Source organism: Streptomyces sp. NBC_00341 (assembly GCF_041435055.1).
Lineage (GTDB): Bacteria > Actinomycetota > Actinomycetes > Streptomycetales > Streptomycetaceae > Streptomyces.
Genome location: NZ_CP108002.1, coordinates 1,294,007 through 1,308,780, shown reverse-complemented (window position 1 = coordinate 1,308,780; position 14,774 = coordinate 1,294,007). Strand labels below are relative to the sequence as shown.

At 70.2% G+C, this 14,774-nt stretch carries 14 protein-coding genes; 13 read left to right on the top strand and 1 reads right to left on the bottom strand.

Translation table 11 applies throughout. From position 1 onward, the window contains the following. Nucleotides 1-87: 87 nt before the first annotated feature. From queC to OG892_RS05680, 8 genes are all read left to right on the top strand, one after another. Nucleotides 88-789: a 7-cyano-7-deazaguanine synthase QueC gene (gene queC / locus OG892_RS05715; protein WP_073739497.1), complete on the top strand. Its 702-nt coding sequence runs from the start codon at nucleotides 88-90 to the stop codon at nucleotides 787-789. Next, nucleotides 786-1,421 (top strand): 7-carboxy-7-deazaguanine synthase, encoded by a 636-nt coding sequence (queE, locus tag OG892_RS05710; RefSeq protein WP_073739495.1) that lies wholly within the window; start codon nucleotides 786-788, stop codon nucleotides 1,419-1,421. Before queC ends, queE begins: the two co-directional genes overlap by 4 nt. Further along, entirely contained in the window at nucleotides 1,421-1,939 is a 519-nt protein-coding gene (locus OG892_RS05705) for a 6-carboxytetrahydropterin synthase (protein ID WP_073739493.1), read from the top strand. Before queE ends, OG892_RS05705 begins: the two co-directional genes overlap by 1 nt. Nucleotides 1,940-1,987: 48 nt before the next feature. Further along, nucleotides 1,988-2,638: a GTP cyclohydrolase I gene (gene folE, locus OG892_RS05700; protein WP_073739491.1), complete on the top strand. Its 651-nt coding sequence runs from the start codon at nucleotides 1,988-1,990 to the stop codon at nucleotides 2,636-2,638. A 120-nt stretch (nucleotides 2,639-2,758) separates the two neighbouring features. Further along, on the top strand, nucleotides 2,759-3,646 hold the full coding sequence (locus OG892_RS05695; RefSeq protein WP_073739489.1) for a class I SAM-dependent methyltransferase: 888 nt from the start codon (nucleotides 2,759-2,761) through the stop codon (nucleotides 3,644-3,646). Between the two features lie 87 nt (nucleotides 3,647-3,733). Continuing rightward, nucleotides 3,734-4,831, top strand: a complete 1,098-nt coding sequence (locus OG892_RS05690) for a glycosyltransferase family 4 protein (RefSeq protein ID WP_328867721.1) — start codon at nucleotides 3,734-3,736, stop codon at nucleotides 4,829-4,831. A gap of 183 nt (nucleotides 4,832-5,014) precedes the next feature. Beyond that, the gene (gene rpe, locus OG892_RS05685) at nucleotides 5,015-5,698 is read left to right on the top strand and encodes a ribulose-phosphate 3-epimerase (protein ID WP_073739484.1); all 684 of its coding nucleotides are present in this window, start codon (nucleotides 5,015-5,017) and stop codon (nucleotides 5,696-5,698) included. A gap of 164 nt (nucleotides 5,699-5,862) precedes the next feature. Beyond that, nucleotides 5,863-6,879: a sugar-binding transcriptional regulator gene (locus OG892_RS05680; RefSeq protein WP_024488660.1), complete on the top strand. Its 1,017-nt coding sequence runs from the start codon at nucleotides 5,863-5,865 to the stop codon at nucleotides 6,877-6,879. Nucleotides 6,880-6,948: 69 nt separating this feature from the next. On the opposite strand, the gene OG892_RS05675 is transcribed toward OG892_RS05680, so the two are convergent. Continuing rightward, complete coding sequence (locus OG892_RS05675; protein ID WP_073739522.1) at nucleotides 6,949-7,965, bottom strand: terpene cyclase; 1,017 nt, start codon at nucleotides 7,963-7,965, stop codon at nucleotides 6,949-6,951. A 307-nt stretch (nucleotides 7,966-8,272) separates the two neighbouring features. Between OG892_RS05675 and OG892_RS05670 the strand changes: the two genes are divergently transcribed. The 5 genes from OG892_RS05670 (at nucleotide 8,273) to OG892_RS05650 (ending at nucleotide 14,768) form a co-directional block, all read left to right on the top strand. Further along, the gene (locus OG892_RS05670; protein ID WP_073739482.1) at nucleotides 8,273-9,739 is read left to right on the top strand and encodes a GuaB1 family IMP dehydrogenase-related protein; all 1,467 of its coding nucleotides are present in this window, start codon (nucleotides 8,273-8,275) and stop codon (nucleotides 9,737-9,739) included. Between the two features lie 220 nt (nucleotides 9,740-9,959). Next, on the top strand, nucleotides 9,960-11,417 hold the full coding sequence (locus tag OG892_RS05665) for an aldehyde dehydrogenase family protein (RefSeq protein WP_073739480.1): 1,458 nt from the start codon (nucleotides 9,960-9,962) through the stop codon (nucleotides 11,415-11,417). Nucleotides 11,418-11,555: 138 nt separating this feature from the next. After that, nucleotides 11,556-12,011, top strand: coding sequence for an Lrp/AsnC family transcriptional regulator (locus OG892_RS05660; RefSeq protein ID WP_371631583.1), 456 nt, complete (start codon nucleotides 11,556-11,558; stop codon nucleotides 12,009-12,011). Between the two features lie 208 nt (nucleotides 12,012-12,219). Further along, nucleotides 12,220-13,017: a carbon-nitrogen hydrolase family protein gene (locus tag OG892_RS05655; protein ID WP_073739478.1), complete on the top strand. Its 798-nt coding sequence runs from the start codon at nucleotides 12,220-12,222 to the stop codon at nucleotides 13,015-13,017. 50 nt (nucleotides 13,018-13,067) lie between these two features. Beyond that, on the top strand, nucleotides 13,068-14,768 hold the full coding sequence (locus OG892_RS05650) for an NAD(P)/FAD-dependent oxidoreductase (protein ID WP_073739476.1): 1,701 nt from the start codon (nucleotides 13,068-13,070) through the stop codon (nucleotides 14,766-14,768). The last annotated feature ends 6 nt before the right edge of the window (nucleotides 14,769-14,774 follow it).

Genomic DNA, 14,774 nt, shown 5'->3' with positions numbered 1-14,774 from the left:
TTAATGAGGCGGCCGATTGGGTGACTTTTTCTCCGCGCATGTATAGGTGTGAAGTGTCCTTGCTCGCGCGGGCGAAAGGTACATGCTATGGCGGAATCGGCGATCGTACTCCTCAGTGGCGGCCTAGACTCGACGACCGCCCTGGCGGTGGCGAAAGACCGGGGATTCACTCCCTACGCTCTCAGTTTCAGCTATGGACAACGGCATTCCGTCGAATTGGCCGCCGCCCGGAGGGTCGCAGAGCGGCAAGGAGTTGAGCGGCACGTCGTCGCGGACATCGACCTCCGCGTCTTCGGCGGTTCGGCGCTGACCGATGCCGGCGTCGACGTCCCCAAGGGGCGCGGCGAAGCGGAGATGGGGGAGGGCATCCCGGCTACGTACGTGCCGGCCCGCAACACGATCTTCCTGTCGTTCGCGCTCGCCTACGCGGAGGTCGTCGGGGCCGCGGACATCTTCACCGGAGTCACGGCCGTCGACTACAGCGGATACCCCGACTGCCGGCCCGAGTACCTGGGGGCCTTCGAGGCGATGGCCAACCTCGCGACCAGGTCGGCGGTCGAGGGGAAGCGCCGGATCACGCTGCACTCGCCGCTGCTGGACCTGTCCAAGGCGGAGATCATCCGCACGGGAACCGCTCTCGGCGTCGACTACGCGCTGACCTCCAGTTGCTACGACCCCGACGACAGCGGGCGGGCCTGTGGCCACTGCGACACCTGCCTGCTGCGGCTGAAGGGCTTCACCGAGGCCGGATTCCCCGATCCGATCACCTACCAGGGCGCGCCCGCATGACCTACCGGGTGAAAGAGATCTTCTACACGCTCCAGGGCGAGGGGCGGCACGCGGGGCGGCCCGCGGTCTTCTGCCGCTTCTCCAACTGCAATCTGTGGACCGGCCGGGAGAAGGACCGCCACCGGGCCGTCTGTGCCTTCTGCGACACTGACTTCGTCGGTACCGACGGTGAGAACGGCGGCCGCTTCGCGACCCCCGAGGCGCTGGCCGACAACGTCCTGGAGCAGTGGGCGCCCCGCACCGACGCCCAGCGGTTCGTTGTCTGCACGGGCGGAGAGCCGCTTCTCCAGCTCGACGCCCCCGCCGTCGAAGCCCTGCACGACCGCGGCTTCACGGTCTCGGTCGAGACCAACGGAACCAGGGTGCCGCCCCCGGGCATCGACTGGTTGTGCGTGAGCCCGAAGATCGGCTCGCGGATGGTCGTGGAGCGCGGCGACGAACTCAAACTCGTCTACCCCCAGCAGCACGGCGACCCCGCACGGTTCGAGCACCTGGACTTCGACTCGTTCCGCCTCCAGCCGATGGACGGACCGGACATCGCCGCCAACACCCGCGCCACCGTCGAGTACTGCCTGGAGCACCCGCTGTGGAACTTCTCCCTGCAAACCCACAAGTACCTCGGAATTCCCTGATGGGCGCGGTACATCCGCCTGAGTTACCCGAAGGCCCGAAGGCGGCCCATTCGGTATCGGTACGGCACAACTTCGAGACCGCGCACCGGATTCCGCATCTGGTCGGCAAATGCGTCAACCTCCATGGGCATTCCTGGTGGATGGAGGCCACCGTCACGGCCCCGCTGCTGGAGCGGGGGACGGTCGTCGAGTTCGGGGCCTTCAAGGGCCGGGTCAGATCCTGGATCGACACCCACCTCGACCACGGGGCCATGCTCGGAGCGGACGACCCCCTCGCAGGCATCCTGGCCGAGCACCGCAGCAAGGTCTTCCGCTTCGGCGCGAGTGACCCCGGCCCGGCGGAGCGCTTCGCGGTAGATCTTCCCCATCCGACCGTCGAGGCGGTGGCCGAACTGCTCGCACGCGTGGTCGGCCAGGCCCTCCTTGAGCTGTCCGCCGCCGCCGGCGCCGTCGTCAGCGAGGTCGTCGTGAGCGAGACACACGTCAACACCGCGGGATGGCGCCATGCCCGGACCTGACCCGTCCAGCGGCCGTTCCTCCGTGTCACCCGTTCAGGAATGGTGCGCATGACCATCACGAGCCACCCGAGCACAGCGGAAGCAGAGACGGACCCGGCCGCGATCGGCGCCCCGGGCGAACCTGCCTTGGCGCAGGCCACCACACACGCGAGAGAGATGTTCTCGGCCCTGGGCATCGACTGCGACACCACCTCGACCGAACAGACCCCGCACCGGTTCGTCACGGCTCTGGCCGAGATGACCCGCGGACTCCGCCTCGACCCGGACCGTCATCTGCGGGTCCAGTTCCCGCCCGAGTCCACGGACCAGGGAGTCATCGCCGCCGTCGACGTCCCCTTCGTCGCCCTGTGCGAGCACCACGTCCTGCCGTTCGTGGGCCGGGCGACCGTCGCCTATCTCCCCCGGCCCGACGCCCACATCGTCGGCCTGTCCAAGCTCGCCCGGCTGCTCCAGGAGTACGGCGCGCGCCCCCAGGTGCAGGAACGGCTGGGCGGTCAGGTCACCGACGCCCTCACCCGGAATCTGGACTCGCTCGGCGCGGCCTGTCTGATCCGTTCCGAACACGCCTGCATGACCCAACGGGGGGCCCAGGCGCATGGCGCGGTGATGGTCACCACCCACCTGACGGGCCGGTTCAGCGCCGACCCGGGCCTGCGCGCACAGGTCCTCGCTCTGGCACCGACCCGCACCGGACGCTGACGTCCACCGGAGCGGCGACGCACGCACGCCGGCCGATGCCGCCCGACGAGACGGCGCGCACTGCCCGGACGGCGCGTCGCGACCCGACCGACTGTCCCGCGACAGGCACAGGAGAACACCTTGCCCACCCACACGCCCACCGCCGTCACTCCGTCCGTCACCGATGTCCTGGATGTGCGCCGCCACCCCCTCTGCGGGCCTTCCGACCGGATGCCGGTCCGCTACCGCGGGCCCCACCGCCTCGGCCACGCAGGCTGGCTGGGTTTCACCGGACGGCTGGAGCGCCGCGAGGAGATCGCCCTCGTCCGCAGTGCCACCGCTGCCAGCCACCGCGTCCTCGACGTCGGTGGGGGAACCGGCGAACTGACCCGGGCGGTCGCGAGCCAACTGGGCCACTGCACCACCGTCGAACCGCACGGCTCCCGGGTCGCCACGCTCAACGCGCACGCCGGCGACAGCCGCACAGGGACGGTCGAGCCCGTCCCCGGGCACGCCGAATCGCTGCCCTTCCCCGACCGGAGCTTCGACGCGGTGCTGGCCGCCTGGGTCCTTCCCTACGTGGACGACCTGGAACAGTCCGTACGCGAGATGGCGCGGGTATGCGACATCGGCCACCCCCAGGCCCGGATCGTGCTGATCGGCGGAGCCCCGGACAACGAACTCGTGGGCCTGCTCAACGAGACCTGCGTACCGCTCTCCGGCGAACCCCTCGACCATCAGGGATTCCTGCTGGCCACCGCCGCTGAAATCCTCGCCCCGCTCGGATTCCGGCACTTCTCGCTGCACCGGACCGAGGCCGCCCTGCACTTCCCTGAGACCGCGCCGGAGGAACGGGTCCACGCCGCCGCCGGATCCCTGGTCAACCTCTGGTACGAGGACCATCCGCGCGCCCCCGACATGCGACGGGCCATCGCCCCCGCGCTACGTCGCCACTTCGCGCGACGCCCCCACGCCATCGGCGATCAGGGCGTCGCGCTGATCGCCCGCCCCAACCCGCCCCAGGAGTAACCGCGTTGCCGCCGGGCCGGGTCAATACACCTAGTCCGCCCCGGCCCGGCACCCTTCCCACGCACCCGCCACGGAGGACCACCCCGCGTGAACATCGCCTTCGTCCTGTTGACGCACAATCCCAGCGAACCTGCCGGGATCGAGCGCAGCGTCGCTTCGCTCGCCGACGGTCTGCGCGAACTGGGCCATCACGCCGTGATCGTGGCAGCCGGTCCGGCCACCGGTGCGGACGGTCCCCACCTCCTGAGGCTCGACAGCCTGACCCTGCCACGGCCGATCGTCTACGACGAGGCACTGAACCTGCTCGCAGATCCGGAACCGGTGTGCCGCGAAGTCCGCGGGCTTCTGCGCGAGCACGACGTGGACCTGGTGTGCTGGGTCGACGCGGTCGTGGGTCTGGGGTACCTCGCACCCGCGCCGCCCGGGGTGCGCACGGCTCTGATGGTCCACTTCCTGCGTACCGACGAACGCATGCTGGAGAGCCTCGCCCACCGCCCGGACGCCGTGCTGACCGTCAGCGACTTCCTGACCGACGAGGCCCGCCGGGCCGGACTCGACACGGAAGGCTGGCTCTCGCTGCCCAACGCCCTGCCCCGGCAGGGCACCGCGCCCCCCGACGACGAGCGTGAACGGCTGCGCCGCGGCGGTCCGGTACGGACGCTGGCCCGCGCCGATCCGCAGAAGGGGATCTCCGAACTCCTGCGTGCTTTTCCCCACGACCTCGGCCGCCCGGTGGACATCGTGCTGGCATCGGCCGGATTCGAGTTCCGGACCGGCATGCAGGACCGGGTGATCGCCGAGTGCCGCGCCCTGGCCGCGTCCCTGCCTGACGTCTCGATCCTCCCCGCCCTGCCCTGGCAGGAGGTCCAGCCCTTCCTGGCGGGCGCCGCCGTCGCCGTGCTGCCCTCGATTCTCCCCGAGACGTTCGGCAACGTGGCCGCGGAAGCACTCTCGGTGGGAACCCCGGTGGTGGGCTACGGACTCGGGCACCTGCCCACGCTCACCGGCGCGGCCGGCCGGATGCTGGATCTCGTCGACGGACCCGAACGTCTGTGGCGGGCCACAGCCGAACTCCTCGACGACCCGGACGCCTACCACGCCGCCGCACGACAGGCGCCCCTCCAGGTCGCAGAACACACCCCCGCGCGGATCGCGGAGGCCTTCCTGAGGGCCACGGGCCTCTGAGGAGGCCCCTGGGATTCCTCAGAGGCCCGTGGCCTGCCGACGACGCGGACGTCGGGGAACGGCCGCTGTCCTGGTGATCGTCCGTGGGCGATAAAGCCAGGAATGTGCGAACCGTAATGATCCCGTGAGGCTTTGGAGCGCACCGAAGCGGGGAAGTGCCGCAGAACATGGCAGGCTGGACCCATGGCCCAGATCAACCCCAGCATTCTCTCCGCCGACTTCGCACGCCTCGCCGAGGAGGCACAGGCCGTCGAAGGCGCCGACTGGCTTCATGTCGACGTCATGGACAACCACTTCGTGCCCAATCTGACCCTCGGTGTGCCGATCGTGGAATCGCTCAGCAGGGCCACGGACACCCCGCTGGACTGCCATCTGATGATCGAGGACGCGGACCGCTGGGCCCCGCAGTACGTCGAGGCGGGCGCGGGTTCCGTCACCTTCCACGTGGAGGCCGCGGCAGCCCCCGTACGGCTGGCGCGGGAGATCCGGGCCAAGGGCGCCCGCGCCTCCATGGCGCTCAAGCCGGCGACGCCCATCGAACCGTACGAGGACCTGCTCCCCGAGCTGGACATGCTGCTGATCATGACGGTCGAGCCGGGCTTCGGGGGCCAGTCCTTCCTGGACATCATGCTGCCGAAGATCCGCCGCACCCGTGAGCTGATCTCCCGGCACGGCCTCGAACTGTGGCTCCAGGTCGACGGCGGAGTCTCCGAGTCCACCATCGAGCGGTGCGCGGACGCCGGCGCCGACGTCTTCGTCGCGGGCTCCGCCGTGTACGGCGCCAAGGACCCGGCCGAGGCGGTGCGGGCGCTGCGCGCGAAGGCCGACGGGGCCACCGCCTCGGCGCCGTGGGCGTGCGGCCACTGACGGGGGCGACGGAGCAGGCAGCCGCTCCGGCCCCCGATCGCCGGTCGGTCCGGCCAAGGGCAGATGAACGCGGCCCGACGTGGCCGATCAAGGATCGCCGTATCTGACAGGATGAACGGCGTATCGAGAGCGTGAACAGCAGTGAGGAGAACGCGGTGTCTGCAATGTCGGCGGGCCGGTCCGCCCTGCGGATGGGGCCCGCGGAGCTGGTGCAGGCGGCGGCCATGGCCCGCCGCTTCTACCTTGAGGGCAAATCCAAGATCCAGATCGCGGAGGAGTTCGGCGTCAGCCGCTTCAAGGTCGCCAGGGTCCTGGAGACGGCGCTGGAGCGCGACCTCGTACGGATCGAGATCCGGGTCCCCGCAGAGCTGGACGCCGAGCGCTCCGACGCGCTCCGCGCGCGTTACGGGCTGCGCCACGCGGTCGTGGTCGAGTCCCCCGCGGAGGAGCAGGACGACGCCGCCGATCCGGAGAACCTGGGCGAGGTCGCGGCCGATCTGCTCGGCGAACTGGTGAACGAGGGCGATGTGCTCGGGCTGGCCTGGGGCCGGTCCACCATCCACATGGCCGCCGCCCTGGACCGGCTCCCGCCGTGCACGGTCGTGCAGCTCACCGGGGTGTACGACGCGGGCACCGCCGAGCGCGGCTCGGTCGAGGCGGTCCGGCGGGCCGCGCAGGTCTCCGGCGGCGAGGCCCACCCGATCTACGCGCCGATGCTGCTGCCCGACCCGGCCACGGCCGCCGCGCTGCGCCACCAGACGGGGATCGCCCGCGCCTTCGAGTACTTCGACAAGGTGACGGTCGCGGCGGTGTCCATCGGCTCCTGGGAGCCCGGCATCTCCACGGTGCACGACATGCTGTCCGACGAGGAGCGCGAGCACTACGCCTCGCTCGGCGTCGCCGCCGAGATGTCGGCGCACCTCTTCGACTCGGAGGGCCGGCGGGTCGGCCGGGACCTCGGTGAGCGCTGCATCACGGTCGAGGCGGACCGGCTGCGCCGGATCCCCGAGGTGGTGGCGATCGCGGGCGGCCAGCGCAAGGCCGCGGCGATCGGCGCGGTGCTGCGGTCCGGTCTGGTCACCAGCCTGGTGACGGACACCGCGGCGGCCGACTACCTGCTGACCGACTCGGCCGCGCCGCGCAGGCCGGCGCTGGAGCGGCGCGACCCGGACGGCGAGTGAGCGAAGGACGTGGGGGCGGGGACGGTGTCGCCGTCCCCGCCCCCACGTCCTTCGACGCCCTCGGCCCCGTCAGTCCTGCGGGACGCCCAGGACCGTGGCCTCCAGATACTGCTCCGGCTCCTTGTACTGGCTGACGTCGGCCGGGTTGTAGCGCGGTGTCTGCCGGGACCAGTCGAGGTTGCCGCGCATCCAGCTCCGCATGCCGTCCAGATACGGCTCCAGCATCCAGCCGAGCTGCGGATAGGCGGCGAGCAGCTCGGCCTCCGCGGAGAGGAAGCGCTCGGTCTCGGTGGCGATCTCCGCGCAGACGTGGTCGAGCGACTCCTGCTTGCCGTACCCGCGGTGGTGCCTGACCAGGTGGACGAGATTGTGGATCTCGCCCAGGACCTGCTCCTTCTCGTACGAATACACGTCATTGGCCCAGCACACGACGTTGCACGAGGCCTCCAGCGCGGTGATGAACCGGGGGTCGTTGTGGATCGACTCGGGCGCCTCGATGCCCGCCACGATCTCTATCAGGTCCATGCAGACGTGGATCGCACCGGTGTGCCGGCGCTTCTCGATGTACGTCGCCTCGGCCGGGACCACCCCGTCGGCCCTGTTCCCGGCCTCCCAGGTGGTGGCGGTCGTGAGGTACTTCATCAGGTGGTACGTGAACCGGCGCCGCCACTGGGGTGCGGCGGCCGGCACCGTGCGTTCCCACAGGTCGACGAGGGCGACGACCGCGGCCGGCAGCCCCTCGTCCGCGGGCCTGGCACCGCGCTCGACCACGGAACGCATCACCTCCACCACGCTGCGCACCCGGTCCGGGCTGCGGCCGAGGTGTCCGTCGTCCAGCTGGTCGTCGACGAGGAACAGCCAGACGAACCAGTCGGCGACCAGGTCCAGATTCTCGCTGTCGGCGGTCGGGTACACCATGCCGACGAAGGCCCCGAAGTCGGCCTGCTCGAAGCGGTCCCTGGCTGAATCCCGGTGCACCAGACCGGTGTTGCGGGTCCAGCTGTCGAGGTGTTCCCGTACGTGCCCGACGTGCGGGTTCGTGCGCTGGGGGAACGGGCAGTAGATGTCCGGCAGTTCGCTCTCCACGGGCGGGTCGTGATCCTCTCCGGTCGTGCCTGCGACGGAAGTTGTGAGCATTCCGCCTGTTCCTCCGGGGTGTCTGGCTGACCCGTCGGACCTGCGGATTTGAAGCTACCTGACCCCTTGTCACCAGGTCCAGGGATGATGATCCCCAATGATCCGGAGGCGGTGGGGGTAGGGTCTGTGGGTAAGGCAGGTTCCACTTGCCCGGGGCTCCCGGTCCTGTTCCTCGGAGGAACATACGAAGGCGGGAGTCGTTTGTTGTGTCTTCGTGGAAACGACCTGCGCCATTTCGTATGAAAAAATGAGTGTTATGCGTTTTCTTGAGCCCGGCACCGGTCGATACACAGAGTCCCCCTCGGTCCCGTACGACCTCACGTACGACGATGTCTTCATGGTCCCGGGCAGGTCGGCGGTCGGATCCCGCCAGGGCGTGGACCTGTCCTCGCCCGACGGCACCGGCACCACCATCCCGCTCGTCGTCGCGAACATGACGGCCATCGCGGGCCGCCGGATGGCCGAGACGATCGCCCGTCGCGGTGGTCTCGTCGTCATTCCGCAGGACATCCCGATCGAGGTCGTCACCGAGGTCATCAGCTGGGTCAAGACGCGCCACCTCGTGCTCGACACCCCCATCGAGCTGGCCCCCGGACAGACCGTCGCCGACGCCCTGTCCCTGCTGCCCAAGCGCGCCCACGGCGCCGGTGTCGTCGTCGACAGCGACCGGCGGCCCGTCGGCGTGGTCACCGACCACGACCTGACCGGCGTCGACCGCTTCACGCAGCTCTCCGAGGTCATGTCCAGGGACCTGGTGCTGCTCGACGCGGACATCGACCCGCGCGACGCGTTCAACAAGCTCGACGGCGCCAACCGCAAGCTCGCCCCCGCGGTCGACGCCGAGGGCCGTCTCGTCGGCATACTCACCCGGAAGGCCGCACTGCGCGCCACTCTCTACACCCCCGCCACCGACGCGAAGGGCAGGCTGCGGATCGCCGCCGCCGTCGGGATCAACGGTGATGTGGCGGGGAAGGCCAAGCAGCTCCTCGACGCCGGAGCCGACACCCTGGTCGTCGACACCGCGCACGGCCACCAGGAGTCCATGATCAACGCGGTCCGCGCGGTGCGGGCACTGGACCCGCAGGTGCCGATCGTCGCGGGCAACATCGTCGCCGCCGAGGGTGTGCGCGACCTCATCGAGGCCGGCGCCGACGTCATCAAGGTCGGTGTCGGACCCGGCGCCATGTGCACCACCCGGATGATGACCGGAGTGGGCCGGCCGCAGTTCTCCGCCGTCCTGGAGTGCGCCGCCGAGGCGAAGAAGTACGGCAAGCACGTCTGGGCCGACGGTGGCGTCCGCCACCCGCGCGACGTCGCCATGGCGCTCGCCGCGGGCGCGTCCAACGTGATGATCGGTTCCTGGTTCGCCGGGACGTACGAGTCGCCCGGCGATCTCCAGCAGTCCGCCGACGGCCGCTTCTACAAGGAGTCCTTCGGCATGGCGTCCGCGCGCGCCGTGAAGAACCGCACCTCCGACGAGTCGGCGTACGACCGGGCCCGCAAGGCGCTCTTCGAGGAGGGCATCTCCACCTCGCGGATGTTCCTGGACCCGACCCGTCCCGGCGTCGAGGACCTGGTCGACTCGATCATCGCGGGCGTCCGCTCCTCCTGCACCTACGCCGGTGCCGGCTCGCTCGCGGAGTTCGCGGAGAAGGCCGTCGTCGGAGTGCAGAGCGCCTCCGGATACGCGGAGGGCAAGCCGCTGCACTCCAGCTGGAGCTGACCCCGGGCCACCGCACCACCCGTGCCCCTTCCGGCCGTTCGCGCCGGAGGGGGTCCCGGCGTTTCCGGGGAGCTCAGGGGCGTTCACGGGGGGCTCGTGGGGGGTCGTTCAGGTGTCCGGATCCCGGTGCCTGCGAAGGCCTTCACGCTTTCCAACTCAGTTGAAAATTAAGTAACATGAACCCCAATCAGCTGCCCGCCTCTCTGCGGTAAGGGATCTCATGTCCTTCTTCACTGACCTGGCCCATCAGTACATCGACGGCGAGTGGAGGCCGGGCAAGGGCTCGTGGGACATCATCGACTTCAACCCCTTCGACGGGGAGAAGCTCGCCTCGATCACGGTCGCCACGGCCGACGAGGTGGACCAGGCCTACCGGGCGGCCGAGACGGCTCAGCAGGCGTGGGCCGACACCAACGCCTACGCCCGGCGGGCCGTACTGGAGAAGGCGCTGCGGATCGTCGAGGACCGCGAGGCCGAGATCGGTGACGCGATCGTCGCGGAGCTGGGCGGCACCCGCCTCAAGGCCGCATTCGAGCTGCACCTGGCCAAGGAGTTCCTGCGCGAGTCGATCCAGCTCGCGCTGCGGTCCACCGGACAGATACTGCCCTCACCGACCGAGGGCAAGGAGAACCGGGTCTACCGCGTGCCCGCCGGAGTCGTCGGTGTCATCAGCCCGTTCAACTTCCCCTTCCTGCTGTCGCTGAAGTCGGTCGCCCCCGCCCTGGCGCTCGGCAACGCCGTGGTCCTCAAGCCGCACCAGAACACGCCGATCTGCGGCGGCACCCTGGTGGCCAAGGTGTTCGAGGACGCCGGGCTGCCCGCCGGACTCCTCAACGTGGTGGTCACCGACATCGCGGAGATCGGGGACGCGCTGCTGGAGCACCCCGTACCGCAGGTCATCTCCTTCACCGGCTCCGACAAGGTCGGGCGGCACGTCGCGACCGTGTGCGCCGCCAACCTGAAGCGTTCCGTGCTCGAACTCGGCGGCAACAGCGCGCTCATCGTGCTCGACGACGCCGATGTGGACTACGCGGTCGACGCGGCGGTGTTCAGCCGCTACGTGCACCAGGGCCAGGTCTGCATGGCCGCCAACCGGATTCTCGTCGACCGCTCGGTGGAGCGGGAGTTCACCGAGAAGTTCGTCGCCAAGGTCGCCTCGCTGCGCGTCGGTGACCCGGCCGACCCGGCGACCCAGATCGGCCCGCTGATCAACTCCACCCAGGCCGAGGCGATCACCGCCCTCGTCGACCAGACCGTGGCGGCCGGTGCGACCGCGCTGCTGCACGGGCAGGCCGTCGGCAACCTCGTCAGCCCCTCCGTGCTGACCGGCCTGGCCGCCGACTCCCCGGTGCTCTCGCAGGAGATCTTCGGCCCGGTCGCGCTCCTCGTGCCCTTCGACGGTGAGGACGAGGCCGTCCGGATCGCCAACGACTCCCCGTACGGGCTGAGCGGCGCGGTGCACACCGGCAACATCGAGCGCGGTGTCCGGGTCGGGCAGCGGATCCGCACCGGCATGATCCACATCAACGACGGCACCGTCCACGACGAGCCGATCGTCCCCTTCGGCGGCGAGAAGAGCTCCGGACTCGGGCGGCTGAACGGCGACTCGATGCTCGACGCCTTCACCACCCTGAAGTGGATCTCCGTGCAGCACGGACGCTCCCAGTTCCCGTTCTGACCCCGCTCCACCTGCGGTGAGCGCGCCCTGCCGGGCGGGCCCATGGTCTACTTCGGGGGCGGCACCGCCGCCCCCGAACCGGCCGTCGCCATGGCCGTCACCCGGCCATCGCCCTCGCAGAGAAGTGACCCGTACGACGTGCGACTGAACGACCTCGACGAACGCATCGTCCACGCCCTCGCCGAAGACGCCCGCCGTTCCTACGCCGACATCGGCTCCATCATCGGACTGTCCGCGCCCGCCGTGAAGCGCCGGGTGGACCGGCTGCGCGCCGAGGGCGCGATCACGGGGTTCACCGTGCGGGTGGACCCGGCGGCGCTCGGCTGGGAGACCGAGGGGTTCATCGAGATCTACTGCAGCCGCAACACCTCGCCGGAGTCGATCAAGGACGGCCTCGCCCGGTATCCGGAGGTCGCGTCGGCGTCCACGGTGACCGGGGACGCCGACGCGATCGTCCAGGTGTTCGCGGCCGATATGCGCCACTTCGAGCAGGTGCTGGAGCGGATCGCGGGCGAGCCCTACGTGGAGCGGACGAAGTCCGTACTGGTGCTCTCACCGCTGGTGCGGCGGTACTCGTCGGGGGCGCCGGGGTAGCCGGTCCTCCGCCGACGGCGTTGTCCTCGAACGCCGGACGGGCCGGATCCGGCCGGCCGGAGACCTCAGGCGCAACGAATCGCCGCACCGGGGTGGACAGACGCAATGGATCAATGGTCCATGCGCAACGGTCGCGCCTTGTCCGGGAGTAAGCGCGGACCGTACCGTCAATACGTCCCCGCCCCGCCCGCACCGCCCGAGGTCAGCCATGCCGCCGTTGCGCACCGCCCTGCTCCAGAGCTCCGGAACTCCGGGCTCGGTGGCCCGGAACACCGAGGCGCTCGACGACGCCGCACGGCGCGCCGCCGCAGACGGGGCACGGCTGCTCGTCTGCCCCGAGATGTTCCTGACCGGGTACGCGATCGGGGACGACGTGCCCCGGCTGGCCGAGGCCGCCGACGGGCCCGCCGCGCAGGCCGTCGCCCGGATCGCCGCACGGCACCGGATCGCCGTCCACTACGGCTACCCGGAGCGGGACGGCGACACCCTGTACAACGCCGCCCAGCTCATCGGCCCGGACGGCACCCCGCTCGCGAACTACCGCAAGACCCACCTCTTCGGCGGCTTCGAGCAGCGCTGGTTCACCCCCGGTGAGCAGCCGGTCGTCCAGGCGGAGCTGGACGGCGTCCGCCTCGGGCTCATGATCTGCTACGACGTCGAGTTCCCGGAGAACGTCCGGGCGCACGCGCTGGCCGGCACCGATCTGCTGCTGGTGCCGACCGCCCAGATGCACCCCTTCCAGTTCGTCGCGGAGTCCCTCGTCCCCGTCCGTGCCTTCGAGAACCAGCTGTACATCGCCTACGTCAACCGGACCGGCCCGGAAGGCGAGTTCGAGTTCGTCGGGCTGAGCTGCCTCGCCGGTCCCGACGGCACGGTCCGCACCCGGGCCGGACGCGGCGAGGAGCTCGTACTCGCGGACGTGGACCCGGCCCTGCTGACCGCGTCCAGGGCCGCCAACCCGTATCTGGCCGACCGCCGCCCCGGCCTGTACGGCTCCCTCGTCTGAGCCCGCCGCTCCGCTCACCCACACCTTTTCCCGCAAGGAGTCCGTACCCCATGACGTCCACGGTGCCCACCGCCGTCCCGCACACCGAGGCAGCCCCGCCGATCACCATGTTCGGGCCGGACTTCCCGTACGCGTACGACGACTTCCTCGCACACCCCGCCGGGCTCGGCCAGATACCGGCGACCGAGCACGGCGCTGAGGTGGCCGTCATCGGCGGCGGGCTCTCCGGGATCATCACCGCCTACGAGCTGATGAAGATGGGGCTGCGGCCCGTCCTGTACGAGGCCGACCGGATCGGCGGCCGGCTGCGCACGGTCGAGTTCGACGGCTGCACGGTGGACGGGGAGCCGCTCACCGCCGAGATGGGCGCCATGCGCTTCCCGCCGTCCTCGACCGCGCTCCAGCACTACATCGACCTGGTCGACCTGGAGACCAAGCCGTTCCCCAACCCGCTCTCCCCGGTCACCCCCTCGACCGTCGTCGACCTGAAGGGCGAATCGCACTACGCCCGTACGATCGACGACCTCCCGCAGATCTACCGGGACGTGATGGACGCCTGGAACAGCTGCCTGGAGGAGGGCGCCGACTTCTCCGACATGAACCGGGCGATGCGCGAGCGCGACGTGCCGAGGATCCGGGAGATCTGGGCCCGGCTCGTCGAGAAGCTCGACAACCAGACCTTCTACGGCTTCCTCTGCGACTCCGAGGCCTTCAAGTCCTTCCGGCACCGCGAGATCTTCGGCCAGGTCGGCTTCGGCACCGGCGGCTGGGACACCGACTTCCCCAACTCCATCCTGGAGATCCTGCGCGTCGTCTACACCGAGGCGGACGACCACCACCGCTCCATCGTGGGCGGCAGCCAGCAGCTTCCGCTGCGCCTGTGGGAACGCGAACCGCAGAAGATCATCCACTGGCCGCTCGGCACCTCGCTGGCCTCGCTGCACGACGGCGAGCCGCGCCCCGCGGTGACCCGGCTGAACCGCACCGCGGGGAACCGGATCACCGTCACCGACGCCTCCGGCGACATCCGCACCTTCCGGGCGGCCGTCTTCACCGGGCAGTCCTGGCTGCTGCTCTCCAAGATCGCCTGCGACGACGCGCTCTTCCCGATCGACCACTGGACGGCGATGGAGCGCACCCACTACATGGAGTCGTCCAAGCTGTTCGTCCCCGTCGACCGGCCGTTCTGGCTGGACAAGGACGAGACCACCGGTCGCGACACCATGTCGATGACGCTGACCGACCGGATGACGCGCGGCACGTACCTGCTCGACGACGGCCCGGACAGGCCCGCCAGCATCTGCCTCTCGTACACCTGGTGCGACGACAGCCTGAAGTGGCTGCCGCTCTCCGCGACCGAGCGCATGGACGTCATGCTGAAGTCGCTCGGCGAGATCTACCCGGGCGTCGACATCAGGAAGCACATCACCGGTAACCCGGTGACGGTGTCCTGGGAGAACGAGCCGTACTTCATGGGCGCGTTCAAGGCCAACCTGCCCGGCCACTACCGCTACCAGCGGCGGCTGTTCACCCACTTCATGCAGGACCGGCTGCCCGCCGACAAGCGGGGGGTGTTCCTGGCGGGCGACGACATCTCCTGGACGGCCGGCTGGGCCGAGGGGGCCGTGCAGACCGCGCTGAACGCCGTCTGGGGCGTGATGACCCAGTTCGGCGGCGCGACCGACGCGGCCAACCCCGGCCCCGGCGACCTGTTCGACGAGCTCGCCCCGGTCGAACTCCCGGAGGACTGAGGCCGG